General features: G+C 76.1%; 15 protein-coding genes. 2 read left to right on the forward strand and 13 right to left on the reverse strand.

The genetic code is table 11. From position 1 onward, the window contains the following. Nucleotides 1-21 precede the first annotated feature (21 nt). The 13 genes from ACF9IK_RS07255 to ACF9IK_RS07315 form a co-directional block, all read right to left on the reverse strand. The gene (locus tag ACF9IK_RS07255; protein ID WP_395293409.1) at nt 22-3,927 is read right to left on the reverse strand and encodes a BTAD domain-containing putative transcriptional regulator; all 3,906 of its coding nucleotides are present in this window, start codon (nt 3,925-3,927) and stop codon (nt 22-24) included. Next, nucleotides 3,927-4,349: a hypothetical protein gene (locus ACF9IK_RS07260; RefSeq protein ID WP_395293410.1), complete on the reverse strand. Its 423-nt coding sequence runs from the start codon at nt 4,347-4,349 to the stop codon at nt 3,927-3,929. Before ACF9IK_RS07260 ends, ACF9IK_RS07255 begins: the two co-directional genes overlap by 1 nt. A gap of 227 nt (nt 4,350-4,576) precedes the next feature. Beyond that, nucleotides 4,577-5,065, reverse strand: coding sequence for a TadE/TadG family type IV pilus assembly protein (locus ACF9IK_RS07265; protein ID WP_395293411.1), 489 nt, complete (start codon nt 5,063-5,065; stop codon nt 4,577-4,579). Next, nucleotides 5,062-5,433 carry a TadE/TadG family type IV pilus assembly protein gene (locus ACF9IK_RS07270; RefSeq protein ID WP_395293412.1) on the reverse strand — a complete coding sequence of 124 codons (372 nt, stop codon included), beginning with the start codon at nt 5,431-5,433 and terminating at the stop codon, nt 5,062-5,064. Before ACF9IK_RS07270 ends, ACF9IK_RS07265 begins: the two co-directional genes overlap by 4 nt. Before the next feature lie 35 nt (nt 5,434-5,468). Further along, nucleotides 5,469-5,747 carry a hypothetical protein gene (locus tag ACF9IK_RS07275; protein WP_395293413.1) on the reverse strand — a complete coding sequence of 93 codons (279 nt, stop codon included), beginning with the start codon at nt 5,745-5,747 and terminating at the stop codon, nt 5,469-5,471. Nucleotides 5,748-5,801: 54 nt separating this feature from the next. Beyond that, on the reverse strand, nt 5,802-6,680 hold the full coding sequence (locus tag ACF9IK_RS07280) for a hypothetical protein (protein ID WP_395293414.1): 879 nt from the start codon (nt 6,678-6,680) through the stop codon (nt 5,802-5,804). Continuing rightward, the gene (locus ACF9IK_RS07285) at nt 6,677-7,666 is read right to left on the reverse strand and encodes a type II secretion system F family protein (RefSeq protein ID WP_395293415.1); all 990 of its coding nucleotides are present in this window, start codon (nt 7,664-7,666) and stop codon (nt 6,677-6,679) included. Before ACF9IK_RS07285 ends, ACF9IK_RS07280 begins: the two co-directional genes overlap by 4 nt. Continuing rightward, the gene (locus ACF9IK_RS07290) at nt 7,663-9,306 is read right to left on the reverse strand and encodes a CpaF family protein (protein ID WP_395293416.1); all 1,644 of its coding nucleotides are present in this window, start codon (nt 9,304-9,306) and stop codon (nt 7,663-7,665) included. The genes ACF9IK_RS07285 and ACF9IK_RS07290 overlap by 4 nt, the downstream gene beginning before the upstream one ends. Further along, entirely contained in the window at nt 9,296-10,690 is a 1,395-nt protein-coding gene (locus tag ACF9IK_RS07295; RefSeq protein ID WP_395293417.1) for a hypothetical protein, read from the reverse strand. The genes ACF9IK_RS07290 and ACF9IK_RS07295 overlap by 11 nt, the downstream gene beginning before the upstream one ends. Nucleotide 10,691: 1 nt before the next feature. Continuing rightward, complete coding sequence (locus ACF9IK_RS07300; protein WP_395293418.1) at nt 10,692-11,516, reverse strand: SAF domain-containing protein; 825 nt, start codon at nt 11,514-11,516, stop codon at nt 10,692-10,694. 100 nt (nt 11,517-11,616) lie between these two features. Then, complete coding sequence (locus ACF9IK_RS07305; RefSeq protein WP_395293419.1) at nt 11,617-12,432, reverse strand: hypothetical protein; 816 nt, start codon at nt 12,430-12,432, stop codon at nt 11,617-11,619. A 122-nt stretch (nt 12,433-12,554) separates the two neighbouring features. Then, nucleotides 12,555-13,166, reverse strand: coding sequence for a hypothetical protein (locus tag ACF9IK_RS07310; RefSeq protein WP_395293420.1), 612 nt, complete (start codon nt 13,164-13,166; stop codon nt 12,555-12,557). 149 nt (nt 13,167-13,315) lie between these two features. Then, the gene (locus ACF9IK_RS07315; protein WP_395293421.1) at nt 13,316-14,176 is read right to left on the reverse strand and encodes a hypothetical protein; all 861 of its coding nucleotides are present in this window, start codon (nt 14,174-14,176) and stop codon (nt 13,316-13,318) included. 275 nt (nt 14,177-14,451) lie between these two features. Here ACF9IK_RS07315 and ACF9IK_RS07320 point away from each other — a divergent pair, with 275 nt between their 5' ends. After that, complete coding sequence (locus tag ACF9IK_RS07320; protein ID WP_238862534.1) at nt 14,452-14,883, forward strand: pyridoxamine 5'-phosphate oxidase family protein; 432 nt, start codon at nt 14,452-14,454, stop codon at nt 14,881-14,883. Nucleotides 14,884-15,011: 128 nt separating this feature from the next. After that, nucleotides 15,012-15,464, forward strand: a complete 453-nt coding sequence (locus tag ACF9IK_RS07325; RefSeq protein WP_395293422.1) for a MaoC family dehydratase — start codon at nt 15,012-15,014, stop codon at nt 15,462-15,464. The last annotated feature ends 322 nt before the right edge of the window (nt 15,465-15,786 follow it).

A 15,786-nucleotide genomic window follows, 5' to 3' on the forward strand; every position in this document is an offset into this window, starting at 1 on the left:
GCGCCGTCCGGTCCCGGCCGGTCAGCCCGCGAGGAGGTCGCGGAGCAGGGCCACCGTGTCGGCGTCGAGGTCGCGGCCGGTGCGGCGGCTCAGCGCGTCGAGCCGGTTGACGGCGCGGACCAGCTGGTCGCGGGCGCCGGCCGAGGCGTAGGCGTAGAACAGGTCGCGGTGCAGCAGTTCGACGTCCGGGGCGACGGCGAGGCCCCGGAAGACGGCGGCCTCGGCGCTGCGGTGATCACCGTACTGGAGGCGGCGGGCGGCGAGTTCGTGCGCGGTGTCGACGATCGCGGCGATCATGTCCTGTCGCTCGGCCTCGGCCCAGCCGTACGAGGCGGGCGGTGCCTCCGCGAACGGGGCGCCCCGGACCAGTGCCAGGGCGTGGGCGAGCGCCGCGTCCGCGGTGGCGCTGGTGCTGCGCATGCCGCGCCGGTAGAGGCTGCGGAACTCGTCCCAGTCGCAGGTGACGGTCGGGGCGTAGGAGTAGCCGTCGGAGGTGTCGGTGGGCAGGAACGACCGGCCCTCCGAGGAGGTACCGAGCCAGGCGGCCAGGTCGGCGAGCTTGGCGGGCAGCGGGCTCTTGGCCCCGGCCGCGGTCGGGTGCGGGTCGAGGTGGGCCGCGCCCGGGTGGAGGTCGTGGTCGAGGGCGTTGTGGTCGGCGCCCGGGCGCAGCGCCAGGTAGGCGGCCAGCTCGGTGAGCCGGGGCAGCGCTCCGGGCTCGGCGGTGCCGGCGGCGCCTGCCACGTCCACCGGGCCGAGCAGCCGGATCCGGGGAGCGGTGCGGCTGGCGTGCGCCTCCGGGGAGCGGAGGATGGCGAGCAGGTCGTCGCAGTCGGTGCGGCCCGGTGTGGTGCGGGCCGCCGGTGCGGTGGCGGCGGGGCCGGGCTCGGGGGCCGGGGCCGGTTCCGGGCGGCCCGGGGTGCGCGGGGCCGCGGCGGACGCCGCGGGCGCGGGGTCGTGCGTCGGCGCCGGCTCGGACGTGGTGGCGCGCTCTGCGGCCGCGTCGTCCGGCGCGGCGCCCGCCCCGGGGGCCGGCTCCGAGGTCTGCTCGGGCGTCGGCGCGGGCTCGGGAGCGGGCCGCAGGGGTGCGGCGGGCGGCAGCGGCTGGACCGGGACGACCACGTCGCCCCGGGCCTCGGGCCCGGACGGGAGGCGGAGATTCTGGGTGGTCTCCTCCTGGTCCGCCGCTCCGGCGACCGGAGCACCCGAGGGCGATGCGGCCGGTACCGCGGGCGGCGCCGGGTGGGCGCTCGCGTGCCGGCCGAGGCCGTTGACCAGGAAGCGCGCCCCCGGGCCGCCGTTCGCGCCGTTCGCATTGGTCGCGCCGTTCGCACTGTTCGCGGCAGCCGCGGCGGGCCCGGCCGGTGACGCCGGGTCGGTGCCCGCGAACGGGCTGGCGCCGGTGCCGATCACCCGGGCGAGCAGGCGCGGTCCTGCCGCCTCCGCCCCGTCGTCCTCGTCGGCGACCGCTGCGCCGAAGTCTCCGCCGAGGCCGACGCCGAGGCCCGCGAACGGCTCCGCGGCGGCCCCGACTGCCGCCAGCACCGGTACGGGGACCGGGAGTTCGGCCGGTTCGAGGTCGATGCCGGGGCCGTCGAGGGTCCACGCCGGCGCCGGGTGCTGGGTGGTGTCGTCGGCGGCCCGAAGCAGCTCGGTGACCTGGTCGTACTGCGGACCGGTCAGGCGCTGCAGTTCCAGGGTGAGGTGCAGACCCGGGATGGTGGCCTGACCGGTGGCGGGCAGCGTCCAGCGGGCGACCGGGCCGGTTCCGCGTTCGGGCGCCCGGGTGATGACGGCGACACAGGTCCGGGGGCGGGCGTCGAGCAGACGGCCGAGCTCGGCCGGGATGTCGCCGCCGGGCTGCTGGGCGCAGAGCACGATCTCCGGGATCCAGGACTCGTCGGCCAGACCCCGGCTGCGGGCCTCCCGCGGGCTGGTGGACTCGGCCGCGACCAGGGTGGCCCGGGCCTTGGCGGTGCGCGGCCCGAGGGCGGTCAGCGCCGCCTCCAGGGTGGTGTGCCGGTGGATCCGCTCGGCGGCCGGTCCGCTGATCGGCAGCTCCTCGGCGAGGTCTACCAGGTGCAGGTGCAGCCGGTCGGCGAGCGGGCTGTGGGCGAGCTCCACGGCCAGGGTGCGCAGCACGTCGCGGGCGTCGTCCGGGTGGCCGGAGAGGTGCAGCAGCCGGACGGTCTCCAGGTCGGCGAGGACGACCGAGCCGTCCGGCGCGGTGCCGAGGGTGACCAGCGCCGGGTAGGGCGCGGCCGCCTTGCGGGCCTGGGCCGGCGAGAGCAGTTCGGTCGAGTCGGCCGCGCACCACCAGATGTTCGGGGTGTGGGCGGCGCGGAACGGCGCGATCGGGGCGGCCGGGCCGGAGAGGTGCAGCTCGACGGTGTGGTTGGAGGTGACCCGGGCGGCGACGACGGCCGGCAGTCGCTTGCCGCCCCGGACGGCGTTGCGGGCCATGGTGCGCAGGGCGCGGTCGAGCAGGTCGAGGCCGCGGTCGTCCTGGCGGGTCCTCAGCTCGGCCTCGAACGCGGCGGCGGGTGAGGCCGGAAGGGCGATGCGGTGGCGCGGACGGCGGGCGCGGAGCTGGCCGCCGCGCCTGCGGGCGACCGTGCCGATCATGATGGCGGCGAGCAGCACGCCGACGGTGGAGGCGGCCAGGGCGACGGTGTAGTCGTCGCTGGGGGCGTCCTCCGCGTGGGCGGACGGCGCCGCGGGGGTCGGGGCGGGCGCGGGCGCCTGGCTCGCGGGGGCGGACGGCGCGGGCGCGGGTGCCTGCGTGGCGGGCGGCACCGGCGTGGCGGGCGCCGGTGGCGCGGTCGGTGCCGGTGCGGGCTCGGGTGCAGGAGCCGGGGCGGGTGCAGTCGCACCCGGCAGCGTCAGGACCATCCCCGGCACCACCACGTCCGGGTCGGTCAGCCGTTCCCCGTCCGGCGCCTCGACGCCCTCGTTCGCGTCGAACAGCTTCGGCCAGGCCTCGGCGTCCCCCAACTCCCGCTGGGCGATGGCCGACAGGCTGTCCCCGACGGCCACCGTCACCGTGGCGTGCCCGGCACCGGCGCCTCCACCGGTCCCGGCCGGCGGCGTGGACGGTGCCGGAACCGGGGTGGGCGCCGGGGCTTTGGCGTCGTCGGCCTTGGCGTCGCCCGGCATCAGCAGCTCCCAGCCGGGCTGGATCGGCCGCTCTGCGTCGAATCTGATGCCCGAGTCGTCCATCACCCGCCCGTCGTTGAGCTTGGCGATCTCCAACCAGCGTTCTCCGGAGCCGAGTTGGCGCTCGGCGATGGACCAGAGGCTGTCCGCGGGCCGGCTGTCCCGGACGGTGTAGCTCGGGTGCTGGTCGGCGGCGGGGGCGAGCGCGGGTGCCGCCTGGGCGGCGGGCAGCGCGGCGCGCGGCGTGCCGGCGGCCAGCTCGGCGGGCGCGGCGACGGCCGGGGCCCGGTCGGGGGCTGCGGCGAAGGCCGAGCCGGCCACCGGGAGCAGCGCGATCACCGAGCCGACCAGGCCGGCGGCGAGCCGCTGGCTCCAGCCGAAGGCCGGGATCCGCCGGGCGATCCGGCCGCGCAGCTGGGCCGGGATCTCCAGCAGGACGGAGAAGGCGAAGCAGAGCCAGCCCAGCCAGCCGACCACGACCAGCAGCCAGAGGAAGAGCCGCCCGTCGTCGGGGCTGGTCAGGGCCTGCCCGATGCCGTCCGGCGCGACCTCGCCCATCCCGGCGACGGCCTGGGTGCCGTACAGCAGCAGGGCGGGCAGGCCGATCAGCAGGGCGAGCAGGGTGAGCAGCGCCGCGAGGGCGGTGAGCACGGCGCCGCCCCGGCCGCGGCGCGGCGGCAGCGGTGCCGGCCGCCGGCCGGGCGCCGGGGAGGCGGGCCCGCCGCGGGCCGGGCGTCCGGCGCGGGCTTGGTCCTTGGCACGTGGCGCGACCATCAGTCGGTCTCCGCTTTCTCGACTCCGTGGACGAGGGTGGCACTCCCCTTGCCCGTGACCTTCTGCTTGCCGAGCTCCCCCAGCAGGGCGGGCCGGAACTCGGCCTTCACCGTGACGGTGACGACCGAGCCGTCGGCCGAGAACGTCACGCTCTCGGCCTGGAGGTGGTAGAGGGCGAGGTAGCTGTTGGCGGCGTCCCGGACGTAGTCCTGCTTCACCCGGTAGCCCGCGCCCTGGAGGACGGCGGCCTCGTCGAGCTGCTGTCCCCCGATCCGGGCGGCCTCCTGGGCGTAGCCGTCGGTCCGCTCGGCGACCCGCAAACGGCCGGCCGCGTCCACCACGAGGGCGATGACCAGGATCAGGAAGGCCGCGCAGATCGCCACGAAGACGCCGATCGCGCCGCGGTCCGACCGGCCGCGCACGGCGCACCGCACGCCTGCCGCCCGGGCGCTCCGCCGGCCCGCTCCCCCGGGTCCGCGCACCGCCGTGCACCCCTCCCGCACGTTCCTCTCCCCACCGGTCGCCGCCGGGACCGCTCCGCCTCGCACCTGCCGTCCCCCGGGAGCCCTCCGCTTGCGTCTCCCCCGCGCGGACGCTCCCCAATCCCCGCCCCGAGCCCTCGGGTGCACCCCTGCCCGCACCGCGCGCCTCACCCGCCCCGGTAGCGGTCGACCACCGAGACGAAGCGGCCGGTGAGACGCTTCGTCCAGGGCATCCCCGGCCCCGGCAGCAGGTCGTTCAGCGGCACCTCGCACACCACCGTCACCTCGACGGTCACCAGCGGGGCTCCGTGGGTGACCAGTTCGCCCTGCTTGACGTCGGCCTCCCAGTGCCGGCACGCCACGCCCTGCTGCCGCATGGTGTCCAGGGCGGCCCTCTTCACGAGCTCGTCCATCCCGTCGACGCTGCGCGCCAACGAGGCGGTCCTGGCGGCCGAGCGGGCCGCCGACTCCACCGTGCCGGCCGAGGTCTGCACCCGGCCCGCGGCGGCGGTGGCGAGGATCAGCGCCGCCACGGCCGGCAGGACGATCGCCGCCTCGATCGCGACCCCGCCCGCATCCCGTCCGTGCGCCGACCTGGCGGCCCGCCGGGCGGCGAACCGCCGCCCCCATCCGTCGCTCCGGGCCCGGGCGTTCACGGCGTCGCCTTCGGCGGGACGAACCGCTCCCGCGGGGCCTCGGCCGACTGGACCACGGTCGGGTTGAGGAACGGGACCACCGACGGGGCGGTCAGCCGGACCGTCACCCGGACCAGGACCGGGGAGCTGCCGTCCGTCCGCACGTCGTACCCGCGGACGTCCTGCCGGTCGAGGAAGTCCTCGGCCTGCGACCTCGCCGCCGCGTCCTTGACCTCGTCGCGCTGGTTGCCCTGCACCCGCCCGGCGTCGACTCCCTCGCGGGCGGCGGTGAGTGCGACCTGGCGGTAGTACCACACCATCGCCACGTCGACCACGAGCAGGATCAGCACCAGGACGACCGGGAAGACGATGGCCAGACTCAGGCTCATCGCTCCCCGGTCGCCTCGGCGACGGGGCCGTTCGATCACGTGGCCGCACCCGCTCCGGGCATGTTCGGGTCCTGCTCGACCTTCTTCACGACCTTGTCCTTGAGCGCGTACAGGGCCACCGCGACGGCCCCCGCCACGAAGACCAGCGCGATGATGGCGAGGGCGAGCTCGATGCTGATCGCACCGCGGTCGCCGCGGGCCCGGGCGGCCTTCACCCGGCCGACGCGGAACTGGAAGAGCAGCAGGGCGAACTGGACGGGCAGCAGGGTCGGCCGGAGCAACCGGCCGGCCAGGGACTTGAGCTGGTGGGACATCAGGGGACTCCCGGGGTTGGGTGCGTGTCGTCCGCTCGCGGTGCCGCATCGGCGTCAGGCGAGCATCTGGTGGAGGGCGGGGAAGACGATCAGGACGGTCATCAGCAGGGTCAGGGCGGCGCCGGGCGCGACCATCCGCTCGCTGTCGGCGTTGGCCCGGGCCAGGTCCTCGGCGAGCAGCTCGCCGCGCAGGCCCTTGGCGCGGGCCCGCAGGGTGTCGTAGACGGCGGCACCGTCGGTGCCGGAGAGCCGCATGATGTCGGCGACGTCCTGCAGCGGCGTCAGCCCGAGCTCCACGGCCAGCGCGTCCAGCCCGGCCCAGGGCGGCAGCCGGTCGGTGGCGGCGCGGTCCAGGGCGTCCCGGATCCGGCCGAAGACGGTGCCGCGGCCGACCGAGGCGGCGCGGCGCAGCGCCTCGGCCGGGCCGAGATCGGCGGCCCGCTCCAGCGCGACCAGCTCCAGGTAGGCGGCGATGCCGTGCAGGTACTCGGTGCGCGCCTCCTTGGCCTCGCCGCGCACGATGGCGTCCGGGACGAACCAGAACAGCCCGGCCAGCAGCGGCCCGACCAGCAGCGGCAGCGCGAACGGCAGGCCCATGTCCAGGAGCGCCGCGGTCGCCCCCAGGTAGGCCGGCAGGACGAGGCCGACCAGGGCGAACAGCAGCTTGTGCGCCATGAACCGGGCCGGGCTGCGGCCGATCAGCGACAGCTCGCGGTGCGGGATGCGCACCCCGCGCAGGCCGAGCGAGCGCTCGCCGATCCGGTCGAACCAGCGCGGCCGCTCGTCGGGGTCGACCACCCGCTCGGCAGGGGTGCGGTGCAGCCGCTCCAGCGCCTGGCCCAGGTCGGGCGGGGCGGGCCGGAGTTCGGAGACCAGCAGGGCGATGCCGCCGGCCGCGACCGCGCCGGCCAGCACGGACCAGGGGGAGATCACCGGGCCTCCCCGAGGAGTCGGCGCTCGTCGCCCGCGTCCCGGCCCTCGCCGTCGTCCGGCGCGGACGCGGTCCGGCCGCGCCGCCCGGTCCGGCTGCGCCGGTCGGCCTCCAGCAGCCGCGGCACCGGCGGGTGCGAGGCGAGCGCGCGCATCCAGGCGATGATCGCCACGAACAGGCCGGCGACCACGGCCAGCACGATCTGGCCCAGCGCGGTGCTGTACGGCCGGGTGTAGTCGGTGCTGAACGAGCCGATCGAGACGACCAGCACGATGATGCCGACCAGCCAGCGGATGGTGGTCCGGTGCTTGGCCCGGTCGGCCTCGATCGTGCGGCGCTGGCGGACCTCCTCGCGAACCGACTCGGCCATGTCGGAGAGCGCCCGGGCCAGGCCCGGGCCGCTGTCCCCGGCGCGCAGCAGCAGCGCCGCGAGGACCTTGTCGGCGGTGGCGTCGGCGATGCTGTCCGCGAAGGCGCGCAGCGCCTCCTCCGGGCGCCAGCGGGCCTGCAGTCGGGCGGCCAGCTCGGCCACCTCCTCCTCGATCGCGGCGGGCGCGGTCCGACGGCTGGTGACGATGGCCTGGTTGAGGCCGACGCCGAGCAGCAGCACGTCGGCGATCCGCTGGGTCCACTCGGAGAGCGCCTCCAGCCGCTCGATCCGGTGGGTGTCCGGGCGGGTGGTGTCGAACAGCCAGGGCAGGCCGAAGACGGCCAGCGGGAGGAGCAACGCGGTGAGCGGGATGCCGGTGAAGAGCCAGCCGAGCGGCGCGCCGACCAGGGCGGCCGGCAGCTGGACCCGGCGCAGCCGCACCATCCGGGCCGGGGCCGCGCCCGGGGCGCCGTACCAGAACACGTGCAGTCGGCCGGCCAGCGGGTTCCGGTCCGCCCCGGCGTCGTCCTCGACCGGCTCGCCGCCGCGGGCCCAGGCCACCAGGGCGACCACGCCGAGCGCGACCAGCAGGCCGCAGAGCACGAAGAGCAGCGTCATCGGGCGCCTCCACCGATCCGCAGCTGCAGCGGCTCCGCCCAGCTGCCGAAGCGCGAGCCGAGCAGGGCGGCGTCGAAGCCGGCCCGCCGCAGGTCGTCCAGGCAGTTCGGCGGGGTGTGCGGGACGGCGCGCGGCTCACCCAGGTCGGGGCGCGGGCCGAAGACCGTGTTCAGCGCGGGCCGCCCGCTCTCGCCGAGGCCGGTGACCTCCAGGACGTGCGAGACGAACCGGTGCCGGCGGCCGCCGACCGCGGTCTCGTCGACCATCGAGACGTGCACGATGAGGTCCACCGCGTTGGCGGTGAGCCGGTAGGCGAGCGCGTCGGTCATGTGCGAGCCGTACTCAAGGCAGAGCTCGGCGATGCGGTCCACCACCATGTGCGGGCCGCGGGCGTGCAGCGTGCACATCGACCCGCCCTCGCCGTTGGTCATCACCCGCAGCATCGGGACGACCTCGCCGGAGCGGACCTCGCCGACGATGATCCGCGACAGCGTCATCCGCAGTGCGGCCGGGATGAGGTCCCCGATGCTCAACTCGCCCGCCATCCGGCCGTCGACGCGCTCGCCGTTGCCCTCGCGGGCCTCCATCGGGACGACCTGGCGCAGGTGGCCGAGGGTGTGCAGCCAGAGCTCGAACTCCGACTCCAGGGTGCCGATCCGCTCGTCCGGCGGGATCTCGGCCGCCATCGCGCGCAACAGGCTGGTCTTGCCGACGCCCTGGGTGCCGGTGATCATCACGTTCTTCCGGGCCCGGATCGCCGCCGCCAGGAAGGCCGCCAGGGTGGAGTCCAGGGTGCCGAGGCGCACCATCTCGGGCAGCGTCGCCGAGGCCACCCGGTGGCGGCGGATCGCCACGTACGGACGCGGGGTCACCTCGGTGAGCGCCTGGAGGCGCATGCCGCCCTCCAGGCGCAGCGCGAGCGTCGGACTGGCGGTGGAGAGGCTGCGCTCGCCGCCTCCGTGCTGGCGGGCCAGGTCCTGGAGCAGCTCGATCAGCTCGGCGTCGCTGTCGGCCACCGGCGGCACCTGGCGCAGCGGCTGGTGCACCCGGGAGACCCAGACGTCGTCGCAGCCGTTGATCAGGATGTTCTCGATCTCCGGGTCGTCCAGGTAGGGCTGGAGCCGCCCGGCCCGGAAGAGCAGGTCGAAGACGGCCTCGGCCAGCGCGCGGTCCTGCTCGCGGGTGGGCGGGATGCCGTGGGTCTGCGCGTAGGCGTCGGACCAGCGGGCGACGGCCTCCTCGATCAACGCCCGGCCGCGCTGGCGGCGGGTGGCGCGGTCCGGCTCGGTGCCGGAGGCGGCGGTCAACCGGGTGATCTGCTGGTGCAGTTCGGCCGCGACCTGGCGCTTGAGCTCGCGGGCGACCTGCGGGTCGACGGCCGGCCGGGTGGCGGCGCCGCGCAGGTCGAGCGAGGGCAGCTGGGAGGGGACGGCGGTCGGGCCCGCGGCACCGCCGGGCACACCGGCGGCCGGCCCCGGCACGACCGGGCCGGTCCCGGTGAATCCCGCGGCGGTGAAGTCCGGTGCGGTGAAGTCCGGTGTGCCCACGCCTGGTCGGGCGCTCGGCTGCGGCTGCGGCGCCGTCCGGGGCAGTGCGGCCGGGTCGGCCGCCGGGTGCTGGTGCAGGGGGCTACCGCGCACGGAGCACCTCCCCGGGTGCGGTGGGCGACTGCCGCGGCCCGTGGCCGGACGGCGGCTGGTCCTGGCGGTACTGCTCGGGCTGCACCCGGCCGTAGGGCCGGTCGTGTGGCCGGCCGTCGGCCTGCGGGTCGTTCCCCGGGGCAGGGCCGTCCTGCGGGACCACGGGCTGCGGGCCGTACTGCTGGCCGTTCTGCTGCGCGTACTGCGGGTCGAACTGCTGCCCGTACTGCGGGTAGTACTGCGGGTGGTACTGCTGCGCGTACTGCTGGGCCGCACCCGGACCGGCCTCCGGCCCCGGCTGCGCCGCGTACGTCGACGGCACTTCCTGTCCGTACGGCGCCCCCTGTCCGTACGGCGGCTGCGGTTCCTGCGGCCGCCCGTGCGCCGGGAACGGCGCGGGCGCGGCCGGCTGCGGCGCCAGCCCGGCGAGCGGCGCCACCGGACCGGTGGTGATCACCGGCGGGGCCGGCTGCGGCGCCTGTCCGTGGAGCGGGGCGGGCTGCGGCGACGCCGGGGCCGGCGGCGGCGCGCAGGCGAGCGGCTGTGCCCCCGGATCGGGTGCCGGCGCGGCGGGCAGCTGCGCGGGTGCCGCCGTGGGCGCCAGCCGCTGCCGGCGGCGGCGCACCAGCAACTGCACCTCGTCGGCCGCCGACCGGGCGGTCCGCATCAGCTCGGAGCGGATGAACCGCCGGTCGGTGGTGTCCCCGCCGTCGGAGAGGATCCGTGCGGTGCGCACCGCGTGCGGCAGCAGGCCGATCACCGGCAGCCCGAACTCGCGCGAGACCTCCGCCCCCGAGTACGGCCCCTCGGCGACCAGCAGCAGGCCCAGCGCGTCGGCTCCGGTGCCTGCGGCGGCCAGGTCCTCGGCGAGCGCGGACAGCCGCGGCCGGGCCGCGCTCAGCCCGCGCAGAGTGGTGCGCACGGTCACCGCCACCGCGTCCGCCCGGCGGGCGAGGACGGCGCTGGCCCCGGTGGCGCCGGAGCGCCCGAGGTCGAGGATCACGTCGTAGCCCTGCGACTCCAGCCCGTGCAGCACCTCCATCAGCGGTTCCCAGGTGTAGGCGAGCCCCGGTGCCTGGGACGGGTCGGTCAGGCCGGGCAGCAGCAACCGCTCGGCGTTCCCGTCCGGCGAGAGGTCGATCAGCTGCTCCCAGAGCGTCTGGGCGAGCAGACCGCGCCGGTCGGCGACGGCGAGGTTGCGCAGCCCGTAGACCGCCTCGACCCGCCCCTCCAGGGCGCCGGCCAGCACCGCGCCGCCGTCCGGGTCGCACTCGACCAGCAGGATCCGGCGCCCGGGCTGGAGCGGCCAGGCCAGCAGCAGCGCCAGCGCCGCCGTGGTGGCGCCCGGCGCCCCCGGCCCGCCGGCCACCGCGATCACCGCCATCTCAGGCCCCACCGGCCCCGGACGGCGCGGCCGCCGTCGAACCGCCCGGCGCTGCGGGCGCACCGGACGCCGCCCCCGGTGCGGCGCCGGACGCGCCGGCCGACGGGGAGGCCGCGGGCGCCCCCGAGGGCGCGCCGGCCGCCGCTCCGCGCGGCGCCAGCACCACCTGGATCCGCTGACTCGCCACCCAGGCCGCCAGCCTGGCGGCGTCGGCCGACGGCACCGCCACGTCGATCACCTGGCTGCCGTCGGTGTCCACCCGGCCGACCGCGACGACCACCGCGGACAGCGACTCCGGCCGCCCGGTGTCCGGGGTGTAGACCACGACGATCGGCACCCCCGGCTGCAGCCTGGTCGCCGGCAGCTGGGTGCGCTTGGCCGCGACGCCCACGATCAGCTGGCCCGGCTGGACGGTCAGCGACTGCGCCAGGTGAGCCTTGGTCAGCATCTCGCCGCGCTTGAGGTCGGTGGCGGCCCGCATCCCGACCGCCCTGCTCCGGTCCGCCGCGTCCAGCGGCTTCAGCGCCGGGTCGGTCGCGATCCGTGCCACCACCAGGTCCGCGTCGGTCAGCACCTGCCCGTACGGCACGTCATGGGCCAGTGCCAGCACGGCGACCCGCTGCCCGGTGCTGTTGTAGAGCACCGCGCCGCCGAGCCCGCCCGCGGCGATCAGCGCGACCGCCATCGCCAGCACGGCCGGCCGCCTCCGCCGGGCGCGCAGCGTCCGGCCCGGAGCGTGCGGCGTCGTGCGCCCCTGCTCGGGCAGCACCGCCGCCGCGGTCCCGGACGTGCCGGCCCCCGGCGTCGCGAATGTACGGTTCTCCACCGGGTTCCCGACCTCTCCTGCGTCGTGCGGTTCTCGCTGCTACGGGCGTTGCGGACGTGCTGGGCCGGCCCCGGGCGGCGGTCTCCCCGCCGCCCGCCGGTCAGTTGAGGACCTGCACCTCGCCCACTCTGAGCTTCAGGTCGGTGGAGAGCGACATCTCCTTGTCCCCGACCGGGCTGCTCCCGGTGACGGTCACGTAGCCGCGCCACCGCGTGGTGACCGTTCCGGTGAAGGTGCCGCCCTGCTTTCCGCCCGAGCCGGACGTGAAAACGTGGCCGCAGGTCGGCGACTTGGCCGCGCCGTACTTGGCCTCGTACGGCGTCCCGCCGGCGTTCGGCCCCGCACAGACGACTCCCGGACCCCCGTCGCCGAGGTCCCACTCCACCGACTCCAGCTTCGGGGTGACGGTCACACTGATCGCGCCCTCCGTCACCGTGACCGGCTTCAGCGTGGTCGCGTTCCTCAGCCAGAACCACACCGGGACGCCGACCACGGACGTGCCCTCGGGCGCGACACCCGGCTCGGGGAACGGGAACGTGAGGGCGTCCCAGATCTCCTGGGCCTTAACGCGCGGGTTCATCGGCGGCGGCGCGACCGGCGTCTGGGCGAAGAACGTCGGCTGCGGTGCGCCGAAGGTGCCGTCGCTGTAGGCGCAGGTGACGTCGTAGACCGCCCCCTCCGACGGCTTGTGCCCGGCCCAGGCCGGGTCTTCCGCGGCGGGCTGCGGGCTGGTGGCGCGGTAGTAGCAGCCGTTCGAGCTGCTGAACCAGCCGTGGACGGGGTCGTGGCAGGCCATCGGCAGACCGTTCCACTGACACACCTGGTCGCCACCGCCACCGCCACCGCCGCCCGTGCCGCCGCCACCGGGGCTGGGTGTGCTGCCCGGGACGTGGACGCCGGTGCAGATCACGTTCACCGCGCACTGCGTGACGTCGCCCCCGCCCCCGGCAGGCGGTTCGTCCGCCAACGCGGTGCCCCCGGGGGAAAGCAGCAATCCGGCGGACAACAGCGCCGGGACCGGGATTCGCCGTAACGGTTTCAGCATGTTCGGTCCACCTCCTGCTTGAACTCGGTTACCAGCCAACGCGCCTGGTACTTCCGCACGGAAACGGTCGCGATGTAGCGGGTGAACCGCTTCGGCGGATCCTTTACCGCGCGCGTCGCCGCATCCGCCTGATGCCACCCCGAGACGTCCAGACAGTCCTCGATCACGGCCGTCTGCGGATCGGCCTTGAGGTCCACGCTCTTCAGCACGGGGGAATTGCCCGGGCTTCCGATCATTACCAGTTTGGCGTCGTGCAACTGGCGGAGATTGACGAGCGATCCGCTCAGCGCCTTCCCGGAGGAGAAGGCCTCCAGCCGGGAACCGTCCGAATCCGTTCGCCCGAAGACCTCGACCTGCGCCTGCCACCAGTCCTGATACGTCCTCAGCACCAGTCGCCCGGCCGCGCCTTCGGGGCCGTCGGTCGGCGCGATCCGGTCGTTTGCGGAACCACCCGAAGGGGTTAGCGGCGCAACTCCCGCAACAGTGGGCGCAGTCGTCCCGAGACGATCGACCGAACCGGAGTCACCACCGGCCGCGCAGGCACTCAGAAGCAACGCCGAAACCAGCCCGGCACCCCCTACCGCCCCAGTGCGCACCAGATTCAAGCGCCGCCACATCGCCCCACCTCGTCGCGACCGACCCCGTTCGTGGCCCGTGGTCGCCAGAAGATTTCCGCCGTCCCGCTGGTGTGCCGCGAGAGCATCGATTCTTCGCCATCCCGCCCCTGCACGGCAACACCCCGAGCCCCCTGACCTTACGTGGAAGGCGGATCCGTCGGGGCACTTTCGCGCCACAGGACGGCCAACAGTTCTTCGGAAAGCGACAATCCGGCCAATGCGCCCCGAACGGCGGCCCGATTGCGCATCAGCAGGCGCCCGCCCTGCGGCGGTAGGAGCAGGCGTGCGCCCGGTGTACCGGCACTCGGGGTGGCGTCCGGCCCGCCGTCGAGCAGGGCCGCCACGGCCGGCTGGAGGTCGAGCGGGGAGACCGCCGCCGGCGCGCCCGGGAGGCCGTGCCGCAGGACGGTGGTGAGCGCGTGGCTGAAGGATCCCTCGGCACCGGGCAGGACGGCGTCCCGGCCCCGTCTACCGGCGGTGAAGCGGCCGACCCGGCCCCAGAGCGGGACGCGCGGGTAGCTGAGCAGCTCGCCCGCGCCGTCCTCGCCGCCGCGTTCGAGCGCCGCCCAGGTGTCCCGGTCGGCGACGGCGTCGACCAGCAGCAGCGCCTCCTCCTGATCACCGTGGACCATCGCGCTGACCACCCAGTCCCAGGCCAGGCCGCGACGGTAGGCGTTGTCGGCGGTGGAGCCGCCGGTGACCAGGGCCAGCCGCCGTCCGCGCGGGTCGGCGGCCAGCTGGCCGACCAGGCAGACCACCAGCCAGCGGCCCGGCCGGGCGGCCGCCTCGCGCACCGCGGTGAGCATGGTGTTGGCGTCCGCGGCCGGGTCCACCCCGGTGACCCGGCAGCCCGCCGATCCGGCGTCGAAGAACATCCCGGGCAGCACCTCGGCGAGCAGTCGCGCACCCTCGGCCGCCCGCACCGAACCGCCGAAGCCGCGGTCGGGCCCGCCGTCCGCCCCGATCACCACCAGATCGACCCCGCTGACCACCCGCATCGCCCCCTCCTCGCCGGCCCGCCGTCTCCGGGACCGCCCACCGCTCCGTCTCGCCGTCTCGCCGCCACCACCGGCCGGGGCTCGTCCGCGGCGAACCGCGGCCCGGCCGGCCGTGCCCCCGGCACGTTCCACCGCCGCGGAGCAGCACCGGCCACCGCCGGACAAGCTACCGCCCCGGGGGCCGCCTCCCCGGCCGGCCGAGGGGCTCCCGACCCGGGCGCTCCGGGACCATGGGCCCTATCGACCCGCCGTCGGGGCGGAGGACGATCGGACCCATGGACCGTGACGACCGTGTGGAGACCCTGAGCGAGGCCGAGTGCCTGCGACTGCTCAGCACCGTGCCCGTCGGGCGCGTGGTGTACACCGAGCACGCGCTGCCCGCGGTCCTGCCGCTCTCCTTCGACCTCGCACCGGACGGGCGCCTGCTGCTGGCCGTGCGCCGGGACAGCGCCACCGCGCGCGGGTTGGACGGCACCGTCGTCGCCTTCCAGGCGGACCGGCTGGACCCGGTCACCCGCACCGGATGGAGCGTGCTGGTGCACGGCCGGGCCGACCTGCTGCGCGACCCGGAGCAGATCCGCCGGGCGCTGCGCTCCGGCCTGCGGCCGTGGGTCGGGGACCCGGACCCGCTGTTCGTCGCCCTGGTGCCGGAGCTGGTCACCGGCCGCCGCCTGCTGCCCGCCGGCCGCACCGTGACGCGGTCCTGACCACCCGCCCACGCCCCAGGGGGACGGCCGCGTCCGCTTCCCCGCGTCCCGCCCGGCTCCTGACAGGTGACCGGCGAGTAGGCATACTCTGCCGAGTCCGTACCCCAACCTGCCACCAGGAGCGCACCGTGACGATCTTCGCGTCCCTCGCCGACCTCACCGCCGCCGTCGGCACCGAGCTGGGCACCAGCGAGTGGCACACCGTCGACCAGTCCCGGATCGACCTGTTCGCCGAGGCCACCGGAGACCACCAGTGGATCCACGTGGACCCCGAGCGGGCGAAGGAGAGCCGGTTCGGCTCGACCATCGCGCACGGCTACCTGACGCTGTCGATGATCCCGGTGCTGGCCAAGGAGTGCTACGGCGTCGAGGGCGTGCGGATGGCGCTCAACTACGGCTCCGACAAGGTGCGCTTCCCCGCGCCGCTGCCGGTCGGCACGGCGATCCGGGCGACCGCGGAGCTGGTCTCGGCCACCGAGGTGCCCGGCGGTGCCCAGGTGGTGGTCCGCTTCACCATCACCAGCGCGGAGAGCGCCAAGCCGCACTGCGTCGCCGAGGCGATCACCCGTTTCTACGCCTGAGGCCTCCGGTCACCCCTCCGGGGCGGGCCGGGCGCCGCTCGGGGCCCGGCCCGGACCGCCGCCGTTCGAAGCCCGCCCCGCCGCGGCCCGCCGGTACGCCGAACGGCCCGCGGCGGGCCGCCCACCAGGTCCGGACGGCCCACTGCGAGTAACCTCCGACGAGATGGTTGTCGTACCTCGGCGGCCCCACCGCCCTGGGTGCGCGCCCCGGCATGTCCGGTAGCCGTAACCGTCCCTGGAGGTGCCGTGCCCCGCTCCGTTCCGTGGTACTCCCGCGTCGCCGGTCTGACCTCGCCGTCCGCCACGGCGTCCGCGCCCTCCC

The sequence above is a fragment of the Kitasatospora hibisci genome (genome assembly GCF_043950205.1).
In the GTDB taxonomy this organism is placed as follows: domain Bacteria; phylum Actinomycetota; class Actinomycetes; order Streptomycetales; family Streptomycetaceae; genus Kitasatospora; species Kitasatospora hibisci.